Origin of the sequence: Mesorhizobium sp. M6A.T.Ce.TU.016.01.1.1 (genome assembly GCF_003997065.1) — a bacterium.
Lineage (GTDB): Bacteria > Pseudomonadota > Alphaproteobacteria > Rhizobiales > Rhizobiaceae > Mesorhizobium > Mesorhizobium mediterraneum.
The window spans coordinates 206,497-227,533 of record NZ_RZTJ01000003.1; the positions used below are offsets into that span (position 1 = coordinate 206,497).

19 protein-coding genes are annotated in these 21,037 nt (G+C 63.6%); 7 read left to right on the plus strand and 12 right to left on the minus strand.

Going from position 1 to position 21,037, the window contains the following annotated elements:
• Nucleotides 1-14: 14 nt before the first annotated feature.
• The 8 genes from EOC94_RS07155 to EOC94_RS07190 all read right to left on the minus strand — a co-directional run bounded on the left by EOC94_RS07155 (nt 15) and on the right by EOC94_RS07190 (nt 8,799).
• On the minus strand, nt 15-1,091 hold the full coding sequence (locus EOC94_RS07155; protein ID WP_127289414.1) for an ABC transporter ATP-binding protein: 1,077 nt from the start codon (nt 1,089-1,091) through the stop codon (nt 15-17).
• The gene (locus tag EOC94_RS07160) at nt 1,088-1,888 is read right to left on the minus strand and encodes an ABC transporter permease (protein WP_126103534.1); all 801 of its coding nucleotides are present in this window, start codon (nt 1,886-1,888) and stop codon (nt 1,088-1,090) included. The genes EOC94_RS07155 and EOC94_RS07160 overlap by 4 nt, the downstream gene beginning before the upstream one ends.
• Nucleotide 1,889: 1 nt before the next feature.
• Complete coding sequence (locus EOC94_RS07165; protein ID WP_127289416.1) at nt 1,890-2,750, minus strand: ABC transporter permease; 861 nt, start codon at nt 2,748-2,750, stop codon at nt 1,890-1,892.
• Nucleotides 2,751-2,821: 71 nt separating this feature from the next.
• Entirely contained in the window at nt 2,822-3,826 is a 1,005-nt protein-coding gene (locus tag EOC94_RS07170; protein WP_095483701.1) for an ABC transporter substrate-binding protein, read from the minus strand.
• Between the two features lie 63 nt (nt 3,827-3,889).
• Nucleotides 3,890-5,365 carry an aldehyde dehydrogenase gene (locus tag EOC94_RS07175; RefSeq protein ID WP_127289418.1) on the minus strand — a complete coding sequence of 492 codons (1,476 nt, stop codon included), beginning with the start codon at nt 5,363-5,365 and terminating at the stop codon, nt 3,890-3,892.
• Nucleotides 5,362-6,414 (minus strand): LLM class flavin-dependent oxidoreductase, encoded by a 1,053-nt coding sequence (locus EOC94_RS07180; RefSeq protein WP_127289420.1) that lies wholly within the window; start codon nt 6,412-6,414, stop codon nt 5,362-5,364. The genes EOC94_RS07175 and EOC94_RS07180 overlap by 4 nt, the downstream gene beginning before the upstream one ends.
• Nucleotides 6,411-8,219, minus strand: a complete 1,809-nt coding sequence (locus EOC94_RS07185) for an alpha/beta fold hydrolase (RefSeq protein WP_127289422.1) — start codon at nt 8,217-8,219, stop codon at nt 6,411-6,413. The genes EOC94_RS07180 and EOC94_RS07185 overlap by 4 nt, the downstream gene beginning before the upstream one ends.
• On the minus strand, nt 8,212-8,799 hold the full coding sequence (locus tag EOC94_RS07190; protein ID WP_127289805.1) for an amino acid synthesis family protein: 588 nt from the start codon (nt 8,797-8,799) through the stop codon (nt 8,212-8,214). The genes EOC94_RS07185 and EOC94_RS07190 overlap by 8 nt, the downstream gene beginning before the upstream one ends.
• A gap of 146 nt (nt 8,800-8,945) precedes the next feature.
• On the opposite strand from EOC94_RS07190, the gene EOC94_RS07195 reads away from it, so the two are divergent.
• From EOC94_RS07195 to EOC94_RS07230, 7 genes are all read left to right on the plus strand, one after another.
• On the plus strand, nt 8,946-9,617 hold the full coding sequence (locus EOC94_RS07195; RefSeq protein WP_127289424.1) for a GntR family transcriptional regulator: 672 nt from the start codon (nt 8,946-8,948) through the stop codon (nt 9,615-9,617).
• A 248-nt stretch (nt 9,618-9,865) separates the two neighbouring features.
• Nucleotides 9,866-10,453 carry a sulfocyanin-like copper-binding protein gene (locus tag EOC94_RS07200; protein WP_245461590.1) on the plus strand — a complete coding sequence of 196 codons (588 nt, stop codon included), beginning with the start codon at nt 9,866-9,868 and terminating at the stop codon, nt 10,451-10,453.
• Between the two features lie 264 nt (nt 10,454-10,717).
• Nucleotides 10,718-11,524: an SDR family oxidoreductase gene (locus EOC94_RS07205; protein ID WP_127289807.1), complete on the plus strand. Its 807-nt coding sequence runs from the start codon at nt 10,718-10,720 to the stop codon at nt 11,522-11,524.
• Between the two features lie 10 nt (nt 11,525-11,534).
• The gene (locus tag EOC94_RS07210; RefSeq protein ID WP_127289426.1) at nt 11,535-12,482 is read left to right on the plus strand and encodes a 3-hydroxyacyl-CoA dehydrogenase; all 948 of its coding nucleotides are present in this window, start codon (nt 11,535-11,537) and stop codon (nt 12,480-12,482) included.
• Complete coding sequence (locus EOC94_RS07215) at nt 12,479-13,441, plus strand: 3-keto-5-aminohexanoate cleavage protein (protein WP_127289428.1); 963 nt, start codon at nt 12,479-12,481, stop codon at nt 13,439-13,441. Before EOC94_RS07210 ends, EOC94_RS07215 begins: the two co-directional genes overlap by 4 nt.
• Before the next feature lie 265 nt (nt 13,442-13,706).
• Nucleotides 13,707-14,918 (plus strand): acyl-CoA dehydrogenase family protein, encoded by a 1,212-nt coding sequence (locus tag EOC94_RS07225; protein ID WP_127289430.1) that lies wholly within the window; start codon nt 13,707-13,709, stop codon nt 14,916-14,918.
• A 31-nt stretch (nt 14,919-14,949) separates the two neighbouring features.
• Nucleotides 14,950-15,987, plus strand: coding sequence for a phosphotransferase family protein (locus tag EOC94_RS07230; protein ID WP_185928185.1), 1,038 nt, complete (start codon nt 14,950-14,952; stop codon nt 15,985-15,987).
• Nucleotides 15,988-16,014: 27 nt separating this feature from the next.
• Here EOC94_RS07230 and EOC94_RS07235 read toward each other — a convergent pair whose 3' ends face one another.
• Genes EOC94_RS07235 through EOC94_RS07250 form a run of 4 tightly spaced genes read right to left on the minus strand, consistent with a single transcriptional unit; the run spans nt 16,015 to nt 21,037 of the window.
• Nucleotides 16,015-16,512 carry a sarcosine oxidase subunit gamma family protein gene (locus EOC94_RS07235; protein WP_127289432.1) on the minus strand — a complete coding sequence of 166 codons (498 nt, stop codon included), beginning with the start codon at nt 16,510-16,512 and terminating at the stop codon, nt 16,015-16,017.
• Complete coding sequence (locus EOC94_RS07240) at nt 16,505-19,459, minus strand: sarcosine oxidase subunit alpha family protein (RefSeq protein WP_127289434.1); 2,955 nt, start codon at nt 19,457-19,459, stop codon at nt 16,505-16,507. Before EOC94_RS07240 ends, EOC94_RS07235 begins: the two co-directional genes overlap by 8 nt.
• Complete coding sequence (locus EOC94_RS07245; protein ID WP_210212070.1) at nt 19,456-19,764, minus strand: sarcosine oxidase subunit delta; 309 nt, start codon at nt 19,762-19,764, stop codon at nt 19,456-19,458. The genes EOC94_RS07240 and EOC94_RS07245 overlap by 4 nt, the downstream gene beginning before the upstream one ends.
• 16 nt (nt 19,765-19,780) lie before the next feature.
• Nucleotides 19,781-21,037, minus strand: a complete 1,257-nt coding sequence (locus EOC94_RS07250) for a sarcosine oxidase subunit beta family protein (RefSeq protein WP_127289437.1) — start codon at nt 21,035-21,037, stop codon at nt 19,781-19,783.

Consider the following 21,037-nt stretch of genomic DNA (forward strand, 5'->3'; position numbering starts at 1 on the left):
CGCCAGCGCGCCCGTCAGGCGGGAAACAGAAATGCGGCGGCGGGATCGAAAAAAATCTGTCTGCTCGAGGCGAAGCCTTCATGTGCTTCTGCCATGTTGGATGTCGGCCTGACGTCGATCTCCTGGCCGGCGGCCGTGCGCGCGATGACGCGCCGCCGCTCGCCGAAGAAGGCGGTGTCGATGAATTCGACCGCAAGCCCGGCAGTGGCCGGGCCGGGCCTCAGCCGAAACGCTTCCGGCCGCACCATCAGCCGGGTCTTCTGGCCATGGCTGAAGTCCTGATCGATCCTGACGCCGGAGACGACCGAGCCATCGGCCAGGCGGATCGTGGCGGAGCCGTTGACGGTTTCAAGATGCTCAGCCGGCAGGAAATTGGAATTTCCGATGAAGCTGGCCACGAATTCGCTCGCAGGTCTCAGATAGAGGTCCTCACCGGTGCCGATCTGCTCGATGCGCCCGTCCCGAAACAGGGCGATGCGATCCGAAAGATGCAGGGCCTCGTCCTGATCGTGGGTGACGTAAAGGATCGTTACACCGGTTTCGCGGTGGATACGTCGTATCTCGGCCTGGATTTCCTCGCGCAGCTTCTTGTCGAGCGCCGAGAGCGGCTCGTCCATCAGAAGGATCGGCGGATCGTAGGCCAGCGCCCGGGCAAGCGCCACGCGCTGCTGCTGTCCGCCGGAAAGCGCGCCAGGATATCGGCCGCCGAAACTCTCGAGCCGGACCAACGACAGCATCTCGGCGACTTTTCGGTTCACCTCGGCGTCCGGCCGGCGGCGCACGCGCAACGGAAAGGCAACGTTCTCGGCGACGGTGAGATGCTGAAACAGCGTGTAGCGCTGGAACACCATGCCGATATTGCGCTTGTGCGACGGCACCGACAGCAGCGACCTGCCTTCGAGAAGAACGTCGCCGGATGTCGGCTGCTGAAAGCCGGCGACCGCATAGAGCGTCGTCGATTTGCCGGAGCCGGAAGGGCCGAGGAAGGTCAGGAACTCGCCCTTGGGTATATCGATCGTGACATCGTGCACGGCGACGAAGCTGCCGAATGTCTTGCGCAGGTAGCGAATGGAGAGAAACGGTTCGGTCATTTCGACAGTTTCCGCCGAATGAGTGCGGTTACGATCATCAGGCTCAAGGTCAGAAGTACCAGAAGGCTGGAGGCGGCGGCGATGACCGGGCTGAGATCCTGGCGCAGGCTGCCCCAGATCTTGACCGGCAAGGTCTGCAAGGTGGGGCTGGCCATGAAGATCGCGACCACCACCTCGTCCCACGAGGCGAGGAAGGCAAAGATCGCCGCCGAAAAAATCCCGATCTTGATCGCCGGCAAGGTGACCCGGAGTTTTGCCTCGAATGGGCTTGCGCCGCAGACGATCGCCGCATCCTCGATGGATTTGTCAAAACCTTCGAGTGCCGCGGTGATGGGAATGATGGCGAAGGGGAGTGCCAGGACTGTGTGTGCGATGACGAAGCCTGCCGTGGTGCCGCCGAGCCCGATCCGCAGGAAGAATGCATAGATGGCGATGGCGAAGACCACGACCGGCAGCACCATTGGCGTCAGCAGCAGGCCGCGAAGCGTGTTGCGCCCGCGAAACTGTCCCCTGACCAGGGCGAAAGAAGCCAGGAGCCCGATGACGACGGCAAGAATCGCGACCATGGTGGCAATGTGCGCGCTGGTCAGCGCTGCTTCGAGCCAGGCCGGATCGGCGAAGAGCTCCTCATACCATTTCAGCGTCCAGCCGGGCGGCGGAAAAGCCAGCCACCGCGACGATCCGAACGACAAAAGCACGATGAAAACCACCGGCAGCAGCAGAAACGCGGCAACCAGGCCGGTGAAACCCAGAAGTGCTGCGCGCAGCCAGCCCAGCCGGTCGTAGTCGAGCAGCATCTCAGATGCCTCCTGTCATGCGCTTGGCGCCGACGAGGCGCAGTTGCAGCGCGTAGAGGGCCATGGTCACCAAAAGCAGGATGAAAGCCGCCGCGCTTCCGAGCCCCCAGTTGAGCAAGGATTGGATCATCTGGGCGATCATTGCGGCGAGCATCATGTTGGAGGTGCCGCCGAGCAGCGTCGGCGTCACGAAATAGCCGAGCGACATGACGAAAACCATCAGGCCGCCTGCAGCGATTCCGGGAAGCGACAATGGCAGCAGGATGCGGCGGAAGGCGTCGAAGGGGCTCGCACCGCACAGGGCGGCGGCGCGCAGCGTCATCGGATCAATGGCGCGCAGGGTTCCGACCAGTGGCAGTATCATGAAGGGCAGCATGATGTAGACCATGCCGATGGTGACGCCGGTCAGGTTGTTGATCAGCGGCAGCGGCTCGCTGATCAGGCCAATATCCATCAGCGTCCGGTTGATGACGCCGGTGCGTTGAAGCAGCACCATCCAGGCATAGGTGCGGGTGAGCAGATTGGTCCACATCGACAGGATGATGATGCCGAAGACGATCGAGCCGAGGGCAGGCGGCATGATCGCCAGCATCCAGGCGACCGGAAACGCCACGATCACGGTGACGGCGGTGACGACGGTGGCGACCAGAAAGGTGTTGAAGAAGACCCGCGCATAAGTGCCGTCGCCAAACAGGATGGCGTAGTTCTGCAGGCCCGGTACGGGCTCGGTCACGCTGCGCAACAGCAACGCGACGACCGGCACCACGAAGAACAGGGTGATGAGGGTCAGCGCCGGCAAGGCGCCGCCGATGCCGTCTGGCCTTCGGAGGATTGGCTGTCGATGAAGCAAATTGCCCGACATGGCGATGATCCCGGCAGCTCAGGCGGGACGCCTAGCGCGGCGCCCCGCCGGTTCATGGGTGAGGTCGGCGGCTATTTGGCCTGCCAGGCGTACCAACGCTCCGCGATCGCGTCGCGGTTTTCAGCCCAGTAGTTCATGTCGAGGTTGATCTGCCCGTCGACATAGGCGTCCGGCAATGACTTGACGACATCGGCCGGCATTTCGGCCTTGGCTGCCGTGTTGATCGGGGCGTAGCCGCTTGCTTCAGCAAACATTGCCTGGCTTTTCGCGCTTGTCGCTGTGGCCAGGAATTTCATCGCGCTAGCCTTGTTCTTCGAACCCTTGGGGATGACGAGCACGTCGGCGGCAGTCATGTTCTGTTTCCAGGATGCCCCTACATCGGCGCCGTCCTGCTGGAGGGCGAAGACACGCCCGTTCCAGAGTTGCCCGAAGGCTGCCTCACCGGAGGCGATCAGCTGTTGCGACTGCGCGCCGCTGTCCCACCAGACGATTTCCGACTTGATCGTATCGAGTTTCTTGAACGCCCGGTCGAGGTCGAGCGGATAGAGCTTGTCTGCCGGCACGCCGTCGGCCAGCAATGCGATCTCGATGACGCCTGGCGCCGACCATTTATAGAACGTGCGCTTGCCGGGAAATTTCGTCAGGTCGAACATGTCGGCCCAGCTGGTTGGCTCGCCCGACACCGCCCCTTTGTTCCAGGCAAGAACGAAGGAATAGTAGAAGCTGCCGACCGCATGCTCGGTGGTGAAGCGAGGATCGAGATCGGCTTTCGGCACGACATTGAAATCGATCGGCTCCAGCAGGCCATCCTTAGCCGCCTTGATGGCGAAATCCATTTCGACATCGACGACATCCCAGGCGACGCTGCCGCCTTCCACCATGGCCTTCAGCTTGCCGTAGTCCGTCGGGCCGTCCTGCAGGACCTTGATGCCGGAATTGGCTTCGAACGGAGCAGCCCAGGATTTGGTCTGCGCCTCCTGGGTGGTTCCGCCCCAGCTGGTGAACACCATTTCATCGGCCCGTGCGGCGGTGGTTGCCAAGAGTCCGGCCAAAATGCCGGTCAAAATCAGTTTCATGTCATTCTCCTCTGTTGGTTGCTGGTTTCTTGTTTTTATGAAATTGCGCGATTGGCGCTGCCCTCATCGCATGACGAACGGATCCGGGATCGGCTCGTCGGATATCCGTATCCAGACGGATTTCGAGCGCGTGTAATCGCGGATGGCGTCGAGCCCGCCCTCACGGCCGAGCCCCGACTGACCGTATCCGCCGAACGGCACGAGCGGCGAAACGGCGCGGTATGTGTTGACCCAGACGACACCGGCATGGATGTCGCGCGCCATGCGGTGCGCCTTGGCGAGATTGGTGGTGAACACGCCCGAGGCCAGGCCGAACGGCGTATCGTTGGCAAGCGCCAGGGCTTCGGCTTCCGTGTCGAAGGTGAGAACGCTGAGCACCGGACCGAACAATTCCTCCCGCACACAGGGCAGCGCTGTATCCTCGGTGTCGATAATGGTCGGTGCGTAGTAGAAGCCGCGCGGATGCTCGTCGGGCCGTTTTCCGCCGGTGATCAACGTCCCGCCACTGGCGAGGCTCTCGGCAACGATCCTCTCGATCCATTCCCGCTGACGTAGTGTTGCCAGTGGTCCCATTTCGGTGGCCGGATCCTGCGGATCACCGATTTTGATGGCCTCGGCCTTGTGCTTCAGCCTGTCGAGGAACTCGGCCTTTATCGAACGCTCGACCAGCAGCCGGGAGCCGGCGACACAGCTTTGTCCAGACGCCGCGAAAATCCCGGCCACGACCGCGTTTGCCGCACTGTCCAGGTCTGCGTCGGCGAAAACGACAACCGGGCTTTTCCCGCCCAGCTCCAGCGTCGTGTAGGCGAGATTTTCCGCCGTGTTGCGGATAATCGCGCGAGCGGTCGAAGGTCCGCCGGTGAAGGCGACGCGTGAAACCAACGGATGACTTGTCAGGCGCCGGCCGCAATCGTGCCCGAACCCGGCCAGTATGTTGACGCTTCCGGCGGGAAATCCGGCCTCGTGAACGAGTTCGGCGAAGGCCAGCAACGGCGCTGGGCCGTCTTCCGAGGCTTTCAAGACGACCGTGCAGCCGGCCGCCAGTGCCGGACCGAGCTTGACGGCCGAAAGGAAGAGCTGCGAATTCCACGGCACGACGGCAGCGACGACGCCGATCGGCTCGCGCCTGATGGTGACGTCCATATCGGCCTTGTCGATAGGCAGATGCGAGCCTTCATGCTTGTCGGCAAGCCCGCCATAGTAGCGGTAATAGTCGCCGACATAGGCGATCTGGGCGCGGGTCTCGCGGATGATCTTGCCGGTATCGCGCGTCTCCAGTTCCGCCAGGCGGCCGGCATTGGCGACGACTAGGTCGCCGAGGCGCGCCAGCCGCTTGCCTCGCGCCGTCGCCGTCAGCGATGCCCACGCGGCGGAGTGCAAAGTCCGGTGCGCCGCTTCGACGGCGCGGTCGACATCGGCTTCGGTTGCAGCGGGCATCGTCGCCCAGGGCGCTCCGGTGGACGGATCGATGCTTTCGAAGGTGGCCGTCGGCGTATCGAACGCTCCATCTATGAAGTTGCTGAATGCCACAAGGGTCATTGCGGCCTCCCATGCCCGAACGCCGGCATCACCTTGTCGACAAACAGCTGCAGCGACTTCTTCTTGCGTTCGTGCGGTAGGCCGCTGTCGATCCAGATCGAATATTGGTCGTAGCCGAGCGCCTCGTATGCCTTCAGCCGGGCGATCACCTCTTCGGCTTCGCCGATAACCAGGTTCTGTCGCATTTTGTCGGGCGCGTATTGCGGCATGGCCGCGATCTCGTCGCCGGTGAGCGCTTCCAATATGCCTTGGCGAACAGGCTTCTTGTTCTGGAACCACGCGCCGAACTGGCAGTAGAACAGCGACAGGTCCTTCGTCAGCTGCTCTGCATCGGCGGCGTCTTCGGCAACGAATGTGTGCATCAGCAGCATGATCTCGGGGCGGGCGATGTCTGGATGCGCCGCGCACGCCGCGTTGAAGCGCTCCATCAGGCTGGTTACCTCATCATCGCCCGAGGCGAGCGGCGTCACCTGGACGTTGCAGCCGTTGGACACGGCGAAGTCGTGCGAGTTCGGATCGCGCGCCGCCACCCAGATCGGCGGGTGCGGTTTTTGCACCGGCTTGGGCGACGAGGTGGTCGAGGGAAACGACCAGAACTCCCCGGACATCTCGAAGTCGCCCTTCCAGAGGCCCTTGATAGCGGGGATGATCTCGCGCATGCGCTGGCCCGCGCCCCAGGCATCGAGCCCCGGGAACAGGCGCTGGTATTCGTAGCTGTAGGCGCCGCGCGCGATGCCGATGTCGAGCCGGCCAGCCGTGACGACATCGGTCATTGCTGCCTCGCCGGCGAGCTTGATCGGATGCCAGAACGGCGCGATGACCGTTCCTGTCCCGAGCCGGATGCGCTTCGTCCTGGCGCCAAGATAGGCGATGTTGATGAACGGGTTTGGCGAGATGGTGAACTCCATGCCGTGGTGCTCGCCGATCCAGGCCGTCTCGAAGCCTGCCGCCTCGGCCATCAGGACCAGTTCCTCAAGCTCGTCGATGAGCTCGGCATGCGGCTTTGCCGGGTCCGAGCGTTCCATATGGACGAAGAGCGAGAACTTCATACCTGTTGACCCGGATTAGAAGTGTTCATGGATACCGGCTTGGCGAGCGGACGGACTTCACCTTCGACCTCATTGCCGACATAGACTCCAAACGCATCCTCCCGACATTCAAGAACATAGCGGGCGAGCATAGAGCGCACAGCAGCGTCGGCGATGTTCAGTCCGGCAATCCTGTCGATGTCGACGAGCCGGACCTGGCGATCGCTGGAGTGGGGCGCGTCCACCGTGCCGCGGTAGTAGACATGCGTTCGCGATGGGTTTGCGGCGTCGTCCCAGACCGCAAACAGGAATCCGAGATGAGCCTCGATGGCTTTCGCAGCGAGGCATCCCTTGAGGCTTCGCGTGTCGCCGGGCGTTCCGAGCCCTCGGCCCGCCGGCAGTTCGAAAAAGCCGTCGACGGTTTCGAAGAACAGCACGCGGCCTTCATCTTCGAGGATGGCGCCGACTTCCATGTCCGGAGGCGCGGCCGCCAGCGCTTCCTGGCTGAGACCGGGCGAGACATACGCCCCACGGCAATAGCCGAGGGGCTGCGATGAATTGTGGGAGAATTCGCGAACGCGGCCGATGAGGATCGAATGGTCGCCGGCGTCGACCAACTGCTCCATGTCACAGTCAAACGTAGCCACCGATCCAGCGAGCAGCGGGCTGCCGGTCGGGCCGAAGCGCCACTCGACAGCCGAGAACTTGTCCTGCGATTTAGAAGCGAAGACGCCGGACGCGGCTCGCTGTTCCTCCGAGAGCACGTTGACGGCAAAGCACTTCGAGGTCGAAAACACCGGATGGCCCAGCGCTTTCTTGGCGATGCAGACCAGCACAAGCGGCGGATCGAGCGAAACGGATGTAAACGAATTGGCGGTGAAGCCTCGAGGCTCTCCTTCCGGCCCGATCGCGGTGACGATGGTAACGCCGGTCAGGAAGGAACCGAGCGCCCGCCTGAATTCGCCCGCGTCGAAGGCTGTGTCCATCGCCGGTCGCGCCGGTGTGCTTGCGCCGTCGTTGCTCTCGAGAAAATCGACAATGCGCCGTGTGACCATGTCAGGCGAGGCTACGGCCATCATATGTCTTTCGCCCTCCAGAACGGCGCAGCGACCGCGCGGCGCGAGGCGGGCCATCGCCGCCGACATCGCAGGCGAGGAATTCCTGTCCTGCGAGCCGGTCATGAACAGAGTCGGCATCGCTAGACCGGAAAGACGATCGCCATGCGCCGCATCCGCATGGGCGAAAAGTCGATATGTGCGCGCATAGCCTTCCGGGTTGACGCTCAGCAGTGCCGCGCGCGTTGTCCTCGCCGCCTCGGCCAGGCTGTCGGGGACGGGGTTGCCGAACCAGCGCGCGATCGTTGCGTCCGTCCCTGACGGGTTTTCCGCGCCATTCAATTCGGCGGCGCGCTCGCGCACTGCCTGCGCAAGGTCCGCCGGGCGGCGAAAGACCGCGTTGAGCGACACCATGCGGCGGACCCGTTCTGGTGCGTTGAGAGCGATTTCCTGCCCGACCAGCGCCCCCATTGAATGGCCAACGATCGAGACGGCATCCAGGCCAAGGTGATCAAGAAGCCGGATTGCCTGTCCTGCATAGTCGGCAAGGCTGGCGTCCTCGGGCGGTAGCGGCGACCGGCCATGCCCCAGCATGTCGATCGCGATCACATCCCATCTGTCCCGCATCAGCTCGATCTGGGGCCCCCAGATCGCCGCGTTCATACCGACGCCGTGGATGAGGAGGACCGGCGCGCCGGATCCGGCCCGGATGAAGCCGGTGCCGTCAGGCGCCGTTTCGCGATGCCAGGCAGGCTCCGTCAGCTCAGCCATGCAGGTCGCCGACCTCCTTGAGATCCTGGTAGCGGTCGCCGATGCGATGATGCGGTCGTCCGCCGATCGAGGCGCCAAGCGCTACCACCAGCTCGTCCGGCGCCGGCGCGTCGCCGATCTGGAAATGCACAGTCAGGTAGTGCGAACGTCGGCCTTCATCGTGCTTGTCCATGAGCGGGATCATGATCGGCGTGTTCGGCCCGCCACGCAGGTTGGTGAAGGCGAGATAGGTCTTGGCGCCGACGGCACGCCGATAGTGGTTGCCGAAATGCAGCGTGTGGATGAGCGCCGAGGCATGCTCGATCTCGCCCGACGTGCCGCAGATTGCGGCCTTGCCGTAGCCTTCGATGGCTTCGCCCGATCCCGCGACTGCGAGGATTTCGCGGGTGAGCATCTCTCCCAAAACCGGCGCATAGGCGCGGATCTCGGGAGAAAGGTCCTCAGTGAAACCGCGCTCGGCCCAAGGATTGTCGAGCACCGCCGCCACGCCGATCAGGCGCAGCGGCCGGGGGGTCACCTTGCCGCCTTCAATCAGCGTGTTCTCGACATAGGTGACGATCTTTCGGATGGCCGGCTTCATCGAATCCTCGGTGGTCGTCGGCCGAGGCATCCGGAAAAGCTCCCTTCCGCCCCGGTCATCTTATGGTATACCATACTATTGAAGACCAAATCCCTTGTCAACGGATCGTCGAATCTGTTTGTTTGCGGATGCTGGGAGTAGATGAATTGGCCGACGACACACTGAGGATCGAACGATCCACCAAGACGCTGAGAACGCTGGCGCTGGAGCGCATGCGCGACGCGATCATGGGGTTTCACTTCCAACCCGGCGAAAGGTTGGTCGAACGGCCGCTTTGCGACCAGCTCGGCGTCAGTCGCTCGGTGGTGCGCGAAGTTCTGCGGCAGTTGGAGACTGAGGGCCTTGTTCAGATGATACCAGGCCACGGACCCGCGGTGGCCAGGCCGGATCTCAGCCGCACCGATGAGATTTATGAACTCCGCGCTTTGATGGAGGGCATCGCGGCGCGCGCCTGCGCGCTGACGGCGACTGAGGACCAGATCGCTGCGCTTGAGCGCGCATTCGATGTGCTGCTCACGGCGTGGGCCTCAGCCAATCCGATCGAGGTGATGCGGGCGACGACAAAATTCTATGAAGTGCTTTTCGATACCGCCGACAAGCGCATCGCCTGGGAAATCGTCCAGGGTCTGAACGTCCGCATCAACCAGCTGCGTTCCATGACCATCGCTTCGGTGGACCGCCGCGATGCCGCAATTGCCGAAATGACCGACATCATGAACGCGATCAAGTCGCGCAACGGCGATGACGCCGAAGCCGCGGCCCGGCGACATGTGGAGCAGGCGTGGCGAATTGCGCAACAGACCCTTCGCAACAGCTGAAGCAGAAACTTCACATTACGGAATCGCCCGTCGCTCTCGCACTGACGCACTGCAGGCAATTCCAACGCGCATCCCGATGATATAGCAGCAATGGCGTTGTTTCTGACGGCTGACGATAGCGCACTCTGGGTTTGCTGGTGTGGATGCCGTTTCAAGCGTATTCTCTTCCTTAGGGAACAAGCCAGGTCGACTTCGATTGGCGGTCGCTTGCGCTCGGCCGCCCCGCTCGGGAGGAGCCTCTGATTGCGATGGCGCGCTTTGCTCACCTCGCCCTTCTCGCCGTTGCCTTGGGATTTTTGCCTGGAATTGCACTGGCTGGGGAGCCTTTCGTCCCGAGCTGGATCAAGAACGATCCTGCAGCCGAGACAGTGGCCATAGAGATTGTTGCCGATTGGAACCAAGTCGAGCGGTATCGCAGGGACAACATCCGGACCGACATTATCGACTTCAACGGTTACTGGGGCGGCAATCTTACCATCGTCGTGCCAGCAGAATGGTCGGTAAAGATCGAGTTCATCAATGGCTCCTCGTCTTTCCGGCACAGCCTGATGCTGACCAGGGTCTACGCTCAGTCAGAGATGCCCGTGAAGTTGACGGCCGAGGATGCGATCTGGGGGGTGTACACCGATCCGCCAGAGGGGATTAAAATCAATGAGAGGAGGCAACTCAACTTTGTTGCGCAGCAGGCCGGGAGCTATTTCCTCGCCTGCGGGAGGCAAACGCATCTGATGGACGGACATTGGATCGGTTTCGAGGTGAGAGACAGCATCGAGCAGGCTGTGGCAATCATAGACGAAAACAAATTTCCGCAGGAGCAGCCCCCAGGACGGCCTTAGGGGCTACGCGAGCAAGCCAGCGCCATGGCTTGGTCGTGGAGATCAATGCAAACCCAGGGCGGCTTACCGGAAATTCGAAAGTCTGGCGTGCCCGAGCAGCTGCCTTTGCTCGCCAAGCCACCAGCGGGCAATGCTTTCGTCACTATTTCAGCTGCCCTATGCCACAAGGGCAATTCTGTACGGCTTGGTCGTTCTGGGCGCTGTCATGGCGCTGCGCGAACGGCGGCTGCAATGAGAAAGGACAACACGATGAGCGCGACGGCGATGAGTAAAGGGGCACCGTCATCGGCGGACGATTTTCTGACCGGGTTGAAGGGGCAGCGCGTGCTGGTGACGGCAGGCGCCGGCGGTATAGGCTTTGCCATTGCCGACACGTTGTCGCGGCTCGGCGCGCGCATCGTCGTTTGCGACGTCTCCGACGAGGCGCTGGCCGCTGCTCCGGACAGGATAGCGCTCGTCGCCGCGGTCAAGGCCGATGTCTCGCGCGAAGACGACGTCGACCGGCTGTTCGAGACCGTCAAGGAAAAGCTCGGCGGCCTCGACGCGCTGATCAACAATGCCGGCGTTGCCGGGCCGACCGGCGGCGTCGATGAGATCGATCCGGCGGAGTGGCGGCGCTGCATCGACATCTGCCTGACCGGCCAGTTCCTCTGCGCCCGACGTGCCGTGCCGCTGATCAGGGCGGCGGGCGGCGGCTCGATCGTCTCGATGTCGTCGGCGGCCGGCCGCTACGGCTACGCTTTCCGCACACCCTATTCGGCGGCCAAGTTTGGCGTCATCGGTTTCACGCAGAGCCTCGCCAAGGAACTCGGGCCGCACGGCATAAGGGTCAACGCCATCCTGCCCGGCATCATCGAGGGACCACGCATCGACAAGGTCATCGCCGACCGGGCCAAGCAGCTTGGTGTGTCGAATGAGGCGATGACGGAGCGCTATCTCCAGAACATCTCGCTGCGCCGCATGACCAGCCCTTATGACGTCGCCTCGATGGTCGCATTCCTGTTGTCCGATGCGGGGATCAACATTTCCGGCCAGTCGCTCGGCGTCGACGGCAATGTCGAAACGCTTTGAGGAACCGATCATGACAAAGGTCGCAATTGTCGGCAGCGGGTTCATCGGACGGGCCTGGGCGATCAGCTTCGCCCGCGCCGGCCACGATGTGCGGATGTGGGATCAGTCGCCGGCCGCGGCGGGCGGTGCGCATGATTACGTCGCCGGCGTGCTGGGTGACCTCGCCGCGAACGATCTGCTGCGGGGACAGGCAATCGATGCCGTGCTTGGCCGCATCGCCGTCGTTGCGGAGCTGGAAGAAGCGCTGGCCGATGCGGTCCATATCCAGGAGAACACGCCCGAAAGCCTCGACGTGAAGCGCGAGGTGTTCTCTCTGATCGATGCGTTGGCCGGTCCGCAAGCGGTGATCGCCAGTTCCACCTCGGCGCTGCTGCCGTCGAAATTCACCGATCATCTGCAAGGGCGGCACCGCTGCCTGGTCGTGCATCCGATCAATCCGCCCTATCTCATTCCGGCTGCGGAAGTCGTGCCGGCGCCATGGACCTCGCCCGAAACGGTCGAAAGGACCCGCGCCTTCCTCGTCGCCGCAGGCCACGCGCCGCTGGTGATGAAGCACGAGCTCGACGGCTTCATCATGAACCGCCTGCAGGGTGCGCTGCTGGAGGAGGCTTTTCGACTTGTTGCCGACGGCTATGCCAGCGTCGAGGATGTCGATATCGGCATTCGCGACGGGCTGGCGCTACGCTGGTCGTTCATGGGTCCGTTCGAGACGATCGACCTCAATGCACCGGGCGGCGTGCGCGACTATGTCGAGCGCTATCAGACGATCTATGCCAACATTTTTCCGCAGACGCTGCGCCGCGTCGACTGGGCCGGAGAGGTCATGGCAACGGTCGAGGCGGACCGCCGCAAGCGCCTGCCGCGGGAAGAACTCGGCGAACGGCAGGTCTGGCGCGATCGCCGGCTGATGGCGCTGGCGGCGCATAAGAGAAAATCGGATCAGGAGTTCGGACGATGACGGAAACGAACCGCAAGCTCAGCGCTCAGCAGGCCAAGGGCAAGGTTATCATCACTTGTGCGGTGACGGGGGCGATCCACACGCCGACCATGTCGCCCTATCTGCCGATCACGCCGGACCAGATCGCGTCCGAGGCGATCGCGGCGGCAGAGGCGGGTGCCGCGATCCTGCACCTGCATGCCCGCGACCCTGAGACCGGCAAGCCCGACCAGACGCCGGAGGCGTTCGCGCGTTTCCTGCCGCGCGTCAAGCAAGGCACCAACGCTGCCATCAACATCACCACTGGCGGCAGCCCCTACATGAAGGTCGAGGAGCGCGTGCGCCCAGCCGCTGAGTTCAAGCCGGAAGTCGCGTCGCTCAACATGGGCTCGATCAATTTCGGGCTCTATCACCTCGCGGACAAATACGAGACCTTCAAGTTCGACTGGGAAAAGCCGCATCTGGAAGCGACGCGCGACCTGGTCTTCCGCAATTCGTTCAAAGACATCGAATACATTCTTGCGACCTGCTACGACAACGGCACGCGCTTCGAGTTCGAGTGCTACGACATTGCCCATCTCTACAATCTCTCGCACTTTGCCGACCGTGGGCTGGTGAAGCCACCGTTCTTCGTGCAGTCGGTATTCGGGCTGCTCGGCGGCATCGGCACGCATCCTGAAGACGTCGCCCATATGAAGCGCACCGCCGACCGGCTGTTCGGCGACCAGTTCCGCTGGTCGGTGCTCGGTGCCGGCGCCAGCCAGCTTCGCATTGCCGCGCAGTCGGCGGCCCTTGGCGGCAACATCAGGGTTGGCCTGGAGGACAGCCTATGGGCCGGCAAGGGTAAGCTTGCCAAATCGAACGTCGAACAGGTGGTGCTTGCCCGCAAGATCATCGAAGGCCTCGGCATGGAGGTGGCGACGCCCGACGAGGCGCGCGAGATCCTGTCATTGAAGGGCGGCGACAAGGTCGCGTTCTGAGGCGGATCGCGAGATCTGGGCTTATGACTATGACATCGCGACTGGTGCTGCCAGCAACCGGCGCACTTTCGCCCGCGTCGACACCGGCCGGGGTGGCGCTGCGGCAGCCTGTTCGCAATAACCGGCCTTGGCATCAAAGGCGTTGCGGAACCACGCTTCGCCGGATGACGGCGGCTGCAAAAGGGGATAGAGGCGAATACGGAAAACGAGCGCTCGCTCGATTTCTAGACGATGGCGGCCACCTCGCTTCGCTGAGAGTTTGTCCATGAATTTCGACATTCCAGCCCGCACCGAAGATTACCGCGTCCGCATTGCAGACTTCGTCGAGCGTGAGATCCTGCCGCTCGAGGCCGACAAGATGTCCTATGACGCGCATGGAAATATCGCCTTGCCGCTGCTGGAGGCGCTTCGCGCCAAGGCGCGGATGGCGGGCCTGTGGTGCCTGCAGCTCAAGCCCGAAACCGGCGGCGCCGGCCTCGGCAAGGTGGACATGGCGGTCTGTTACGAGGAGATGAACCGGTCGATCTTCGGACCCGTGGTGTTCAATTCGGCAGCGCCCGACGATGGCAATATGATGGTTCTGGAGGCGCTCGGCACGCCAGCACAAAAGGAAAAATGGCTGAAGCCGATCGTCGAGGGCAAGGTGCGATCGGCCTTTGCCATGACCGAACCGCACCCCGGCGGCGGCTCGGACCCTTCGATGATCATGACGCATGCGGAGCTGCGCGGCGACAAATATGTCGTGACCGGCCGCAAATGGTTCATCACCGGCGCGGAGGAGGCCAGCCATTTCATTCTGATCGCGCGAACCTCGGACGACCCGCGCCATGGGCTGTCGGCCCTGATGTTCCACAAGGACCAGCCAGGCTGGCGCATCGTGCGCCGCATCGAGATCATGGGCCCGGAGGAGCATGGCGGGCATTGCGAGCTGGAGTTCGATGGGCTCGAAATCCCTGTCGAAGACATGCTGGTCGGCGAGGGCAGGGGCATGAAAGTGACGCAGGTACGGCTAGGCCCGGCGCGGCTTACCCACTGCATGCGCTGGCTCGGATTGTCCAAGCGCTGCGTCGAGATCGCGCGCGCCTACGCTGCCGAGCGCTACGGTTTCGGCCAGCGCCTCGCCGACCGCGAAAGCGTCCAGCTGAAGCTCGGCGACCTCGCCATGCGCATCGAGATCGGCCGCATCCTGGTGATGAAGGCTGCGTGGGAGCTGGACCGCGGCGGCTTTGCCCGCAAGGAAGTGTCGATGGCCAAAGTGCAGGTCGCCAATGTGCTGCATGACGCGGCCGATGTGGCGATCCAGATCAATGGCGCGCGTGGCTATTCCAAGGACACGGTGCTCGAATGGATCTACCGCTATGCGCGCCAGGCGCGGCTGGTCGACGGTGCCGATGAGGTCCATAAGATGGTGCTGAACCGTTTCCTCAACGAGGAAGAGAAGGGCTTCTGGCACTGGACTGTCGAAGGCGAGGCATAAGCGACGCGCGGTGGCATCTCAGGAGGAAAAGATGGCGCAGCCGTTGAATGCGGATTTCGATCCTGCGGCATTGAAGGGCTTTCTCGCGAACCGCTTCGGCGATGCCGCAATGACGCTGGAGCGGATCGGCGGCGGACAGTCCAACCCCACCTATTTCGTGGACTATGGTGCGCATCGCATGGTGCTGCGCAAGAAGCCGGTTGGGCCGGTCTTGCGCGGGGCGCACGCCGTCGACCGCGAATTCCGCGTGCTTGAGGCGCTCGCATCGACCAACGTCCCGGTGCCGGGGCCGGTGCTCTATCACGACGGCGTCGAGCCGCTCGGCACGCCCTTCTACCTGATGGAGCGGCTTGATGGTCGCGTCTTCCACGACTGTTCGCTGCCCGGCCTTTCGCCCGCGCAGCGACGCGGCATCTATTTCGGCATGGCCGAAGCGATGGCCAAATTGCATGCTGTCCGTCCCGACGAGGTCGGTCTCGGCGACTACGGCCGGCCCGGCAACTATTTCGAGCGCCAGATTGGCCGCTGGACCAAGCAGCTCAGGGAATCGCCGAGTGACAGAATTCCGGCACTCGAAGTGGTCGCCGACTGGCTGCCGCAGCACCTGCCCGCGGATGATGGGCGCGTGGCGATCGCCCATGGCGACTTCCGCCTCGGAAATCTGCTGTTCCATCCCGGCAAGCCGGAGGTGATCGGCATTCTCGATTGGGAGCTGTCGACGATCGGCCATCCGCTCGCCGATCTCGGCTTTTGCTCGATGACCTGGCATTCGACCCCGGACGAGTATGGCGGCATCCTCGGCCTCGATCATGCCGCACTCGGCATCCCCAGCCAGCGCGAATTCCTCGACCATTATTTCGCGCATGCCGTGCCCACTGCGCCCCTGGAACGCTTCCACCTGGTTTTTTCGCTGTTTCGTTTCGCGGTGATCTTCGTCGGCATCGCCGACCGGGCGCGGGCAGGCAGCGCGGCGTCGGCCGATGCCGCCGGGAAGTGGCCTCTCGCCGGCCGCTTTGCCGTGCGTGCCCAAGAGATCATCCAAGGAGCAAGGCCGTGGAGCGGCTCCTGAGGAGAGCGTTCGCGCCTGGTCCTTTCCCTATTCCGCGGCGTCAGCAATCCAGTCCGAGAGGCTTCGCGAAAAGCTTCGCGGCACCATGAGTTCGCACGCGGTCTCACCGGTGCGCAGGAAAAGCACGGGCACATGATGCAAGGACGTCAGCACGGCCCGGCCCGGGGCGGCCGCCGACGCGCGCCAGTCGACGGCGATGCATTTGGAGAGAACCCGCGCGATGTCAGCCCCAGCCATTCTGAAACGCACGCGACCTTCGTCGAGAGAAACTGAACAGCCGAGATCCGGGTCGACGGCAAGCGAAGGTGCCTGCGCGCCGTCGTCAAGAGCCAGCCAGAGACGGCGAGGGGCAACGCGGATGACAAGGAAACCCTTGTGGCGAACAGTCTCTCCAACCGAGGCAGGAAGCTTGGTGCCGAGCGACGTCGAGAGGCTCGATTCGAATTGCCCCAGCGTGCCGTCCCAGCCCTCGACCTGGATGAGCGGGCAATCGGCCACGGACAGGCTGAAATCCGGGCTAGCCATGTAGCCGCTCTCCCTGCGGATCGAGAAATACCGGCGAGACGATGCGGGCGCGCACCGTTTCGGTCTTCATCGGATAGACGGCCACGATCTCGCTTCCTTCGCTAGCGACATCGCCAGCAAGCAAGGCCAGCCCGACATAGCGACCGCGTTCAGGGCTGAAGGTGACGGAGGTCACGCGGCCGCGCCCGTGGCCGTAAGGTTTCTCACCCGGCAGGAACAGGATGGCGCCACCGCGAAGGCGTTTTCCCTCCTCGATGCATTCCAGCCCGACCAGGCGCTGCCGGTCTGGCGCCTGGAAGGCGGGGCGCCGTCGCAACACGTCGCCGACGAAGCCGGTGCGCTTGCCGGCCATGCGGCCGAGGCAAAGATCGTCGAGCGTCGTGCGCCCATCGATTTCAGGTCCGGCGACATGGCCCTTTTCGACGCGCAGCGCGCCGAGCGCCTCGACGCCGTAAGGCTTCAGGTCAAATGCTCTGCCTGCTTCGAGCAGGCGGCTCCAGAGCTGTTCACCGGCGGTTGCGCCGACATAGATTTCGTAGGCGCGCTCGCCGGAATAACTGAGACGCAGGATGCGGAGCGCACGGCCTCGCCATTCGCTTTCGAGCAACCCCATATGCGCAAGTGCCGCGTCGGAAACGTCGAGAGCGGGAAACGCCGCACTCAGAATTGCGCGGCTTTTCGGTCCGGCAACCGACATCGCCGCCCATTCATCGCTCACCGAGGTCACCGCTACGCGCAAATCCGGCCAGGCCGTGTCGAGCAGGAATTCGAGACGCGACAGCACATCGGCGGCCTTGGCGGTCGAGGTGGTCATGAAGAACCGGTTCTCCGCCAGCCGCGTCGTGGTGCCGTCGTCGAAGACGATGCCGTCGTCGCGCAGCATGACGCCGTAGCGGGCGCGGCCGACCGGCAGTTTGGCAAAGCCGTTGGCGTAGATGCGATCCAGGAAAATCGCGGCGTCCGGACCCTGGACGTCGATCTTGCCGAGGGTGGAAATGTCCATCAGGCCCGCGGCCTGGCGCGCATTCCGCATTTCGGCGACGTAGGCTTCGTTCACGTCACGTCCGGACTGCTTATAGAAATAGGGCCGCATCCAGAGCCCGACCTCCAGCATCTCGGCGCTATTCGTCATGTGCCAGTCGTGCATCGGCGTGCGGCGGATCGGCTTGAAATGATGGCCGATGGCACGTCCGGCGAGCGCTCCGATGGCGACCGGCGTGTAGGGCGGGCGAAAGGTCGTGGCGCCGGTCTCGGGGATCGTTGCGTTGCGCAGGGTGGCCATCGCGGCAAGCGCCGGAAAATTGCTGGTCTTGCCCTGGTCGGTGCCCATGCCGAGGGTGGTGTAGCGCTTCAGGTGCTCGACCGATTCATAGCCCTCGCGATGGGCGAGCTCGATATCCCCGGTCGTCACGTCCATCTGGAAATCGACGAAGGCCTTTCCACGCCCAGCGGGCAGGACCTCGCGAAGCGGGGCTGCGGCGGTCTCGCCAAGATCGAGTTTCGATGGAGTGGGCGCCGGTCCCGACTTGCCGCACAACGATGCCGCCTGGGTGCCGGCGCGGTGACCGTCCTCGATGGCACCGGCGGTCGAATAAGCTCCCATCATCGAGCCGGCGCCGAACCGGTCCGCCGGAAACGCGCCTGGCACGAAGCCGCCGATGTCGTCGCGGTAGGCAGGTTTGATGCCCAGGTGCGAGGTGAGATGCACGGTTGGCGACCAACCACCGGACACGCAGACCAGGTCGCAGGCGGCCTCGGATTGGCCGTCCGGCCCGTTGAGCGTTGCACGCCTGACGGCATGGCCGCCGCGCAGGTCGACGATGTGCGTTGCGGCCCGCACAACCACGCCGAACTGTGCGGCCTCCGCGACAAGTGCTGCAGGAGGTGATGCGCGCAGATCGGCAACCGTCACCTCTGCGCCGGCTGCGGCAAGGTCGAAGGCGGTGCGCCAGGCGCCGTCATTGCTGGTGGCGACGATGATTTTTTTGCCGGGCAGGACGGCGAAACGGTTGAGATAGGTCCGGGCGGCCGAGGCAAGCATGACGCCGGGCCGGTCGTTGTTCGAGAATACCATTGGTCGCTCGATGGCGCCGGTGGCGAAAACGATCGAGCGGGCGCGAAGCATGGTGAACGTCTGCCGCGCCTCGCCGACCGGCTGGCGATTGGTTGGGTCGCGTTGCTCGACCAGTCCGATGACATTGCCGTCATAGATACCGAAAGCGGTCGTCCGCTTCATCAAGGCGACGGTTTCGGAGCTCTCCAGCTCGGCTTCGGTCTGTCTCAACCATGCGGCCGCCGCGCTGTCGGACGGTTCCGCCAGGAGTTGGCCGCCGAGCAGGAAATCCTGCTCGATCAGCGCGACCCGCGCGCCGGCGGCCGCGGCAGCACGCGCCGCCGACAATCCCGCCGGACCGCCGCCGATGATCGCGACATCGGCAAACGCATGACGAACCTCGTAACGGTCGGGGTCAGGGTCGGTGCCGGCTCTGCCCAGCCCGGCCGCCTTGCGGATAAAATGCTCGTAGAACATCCAGGCGCGGCGTGTCGGGCCCATGAAGGTCTTGTAGTAGAAGCCGGCCGAAAGGAACGGCGCCAGCAGGCCGTTGGCGCTTTGCAGGTCAAAGGCAAGCGAGGGCCAGCGGTTCTGGCTCTCCGCGACCATGCCGTCGGCGAGTTCCAGTGTCGTCGCCGGCAGGTTCGGCTCGCGCCTGCCTGCGATTCCGAGCGTAACCAGCGCATTCGGCTCCTCGGGCCCGGCGGAAAAAACGCCGCGTGGACGATGATATTTGAAGCTGCGCCCGACCAGGGTGACGCCGTTGGCAAGCAGCGCAGACGCCAGCGTGTCGCCGCGATATCCAGCCAGCTTGCGGCCGTCGAAGGTAAAATCGACCGGCTGCTCGCGGTCGATACGGCCACCCATCGACAGCCGCTTATGGTTCGAACTCATGCTGGTGATTTCCTGGCCGATGGTTTCCTGGCGGGTGATTTCCTGGCCGGCAATTTCCTGGCGAGGTCGACGGATGCGATGGCGTGGTTGCGCGTGTCGCGTTCGACCACCAGCCATTGGCGGCAACCGATCAGATGCTGCCAGAATTCGCGATGCAGGCCCGCCGGATTTGTCCTGACATAGACGTAACGGTACCAGGCCTCCGGATCAGGATCGCCGTGGGCCGGACGCGTGACGGAAGCATCGCCGCCGTAGCGGAACTCGTCATGGTCGCGCGGACCGCAGCAGGGGCATTCGATGCGCAGCATTGTTTTGCGCCTCCTATTGCAGCCAGGCGGAAGGGCCGGCGCCAGCCTCATCGAGCGTGTGGCCGGTGCGGAAACGATCGAGCCCGTAGGCTGCGATCAAGGGGTGCGGCTTGCCGGTGGCGATCGTGTGGGCGAAGCACCAGCCGGAAGCCGGTGTCGCCTTAAAGCCGCCATAGCACCAGCCGCCGTTGAGGTAGAGGCCCTCGATCGGCGTTGGGCAGATGATCGGACTGGCATCGGGTGTCATGTCCATGACGCCGCCCCAATGGCGCAGCAGACGGACGCGCGAAATGCACGGCATCAGCGCAATCGCCGCCTCCGCGACTTCGCGCACGACGCCGAGATTGCCGCGCTGGGCGTAGGAATTGTAGCCGTCGAGATTGCCGCCGAAGACCAGCCCGCCCTTGTCCGACTGGCTGACGTAGAAATGGTCGGCGCCATAGGCGACGACTTGGTCTACCAACGGCTTCAGCGGTTCGGTGACAAAGGCCTGCAGGACGTGGCTTTCGATCGGCAGTTCCAGGCCGGCCTTGGCGCCGAGCACGGATGTATGACCGGCAACAGCGAGGCCGACCTTGCTGGCGCCGATCCGGCCTTTCGTCGTTTCGACGCCGACGATCCTGTCGCCGTCGCGGAGGAAGCCTGTCACCTCGCAGTTCTGGATGATGTCGACGCCATGGCCGTCGGCGGCGCGGGCATAGCCCCAGGCGACGGCGTCGTGGCGCGCCGTGCCCGCCCGGCCCTGGAAGATAGCGCCATGGATCGGAAAGCGGGCGGTGTCGGAAAAGTCGAGATAGGGCACCAGCCGTCGCACCTCGTCGTGGTCGAGGATATCGGCATCGATGCCGTTCAGCCGCATGATGTTGGCGCGGTGGTTAAAGCTATCGAGCTGGTCGGCCGAATGCGCCGTGACGAGCTGGCCGCGCTGCGAGAACATGACGTTGAAATTCAGCGCCCGCGACATGTTCTCCCAGAGCTTCATCGAGAATTCGTAGAACTGGGTGTTGCCGTCGAGCAGGTAGTTGGAGCGGATGACGGTGGTGTTGCGGCCGACATTGCCGCCGCCGATATAGCCCTTTTCGAGAACAACGACATTGCGGATGCCGTGGTTCTCGGCGAGGTAGAACGCGGTAGCGAGGCCGTGTCCACCGCCGCCGACGACAATCACATCGTAGGACGGTTTTGGCTCCGCTGCCCGCCAGGCGCGTTGCCAGTTCTTCTGTCCTGACAGCGCGTTGCGGAAAATCGAGAATGCCGAGTAGCGCGCCAT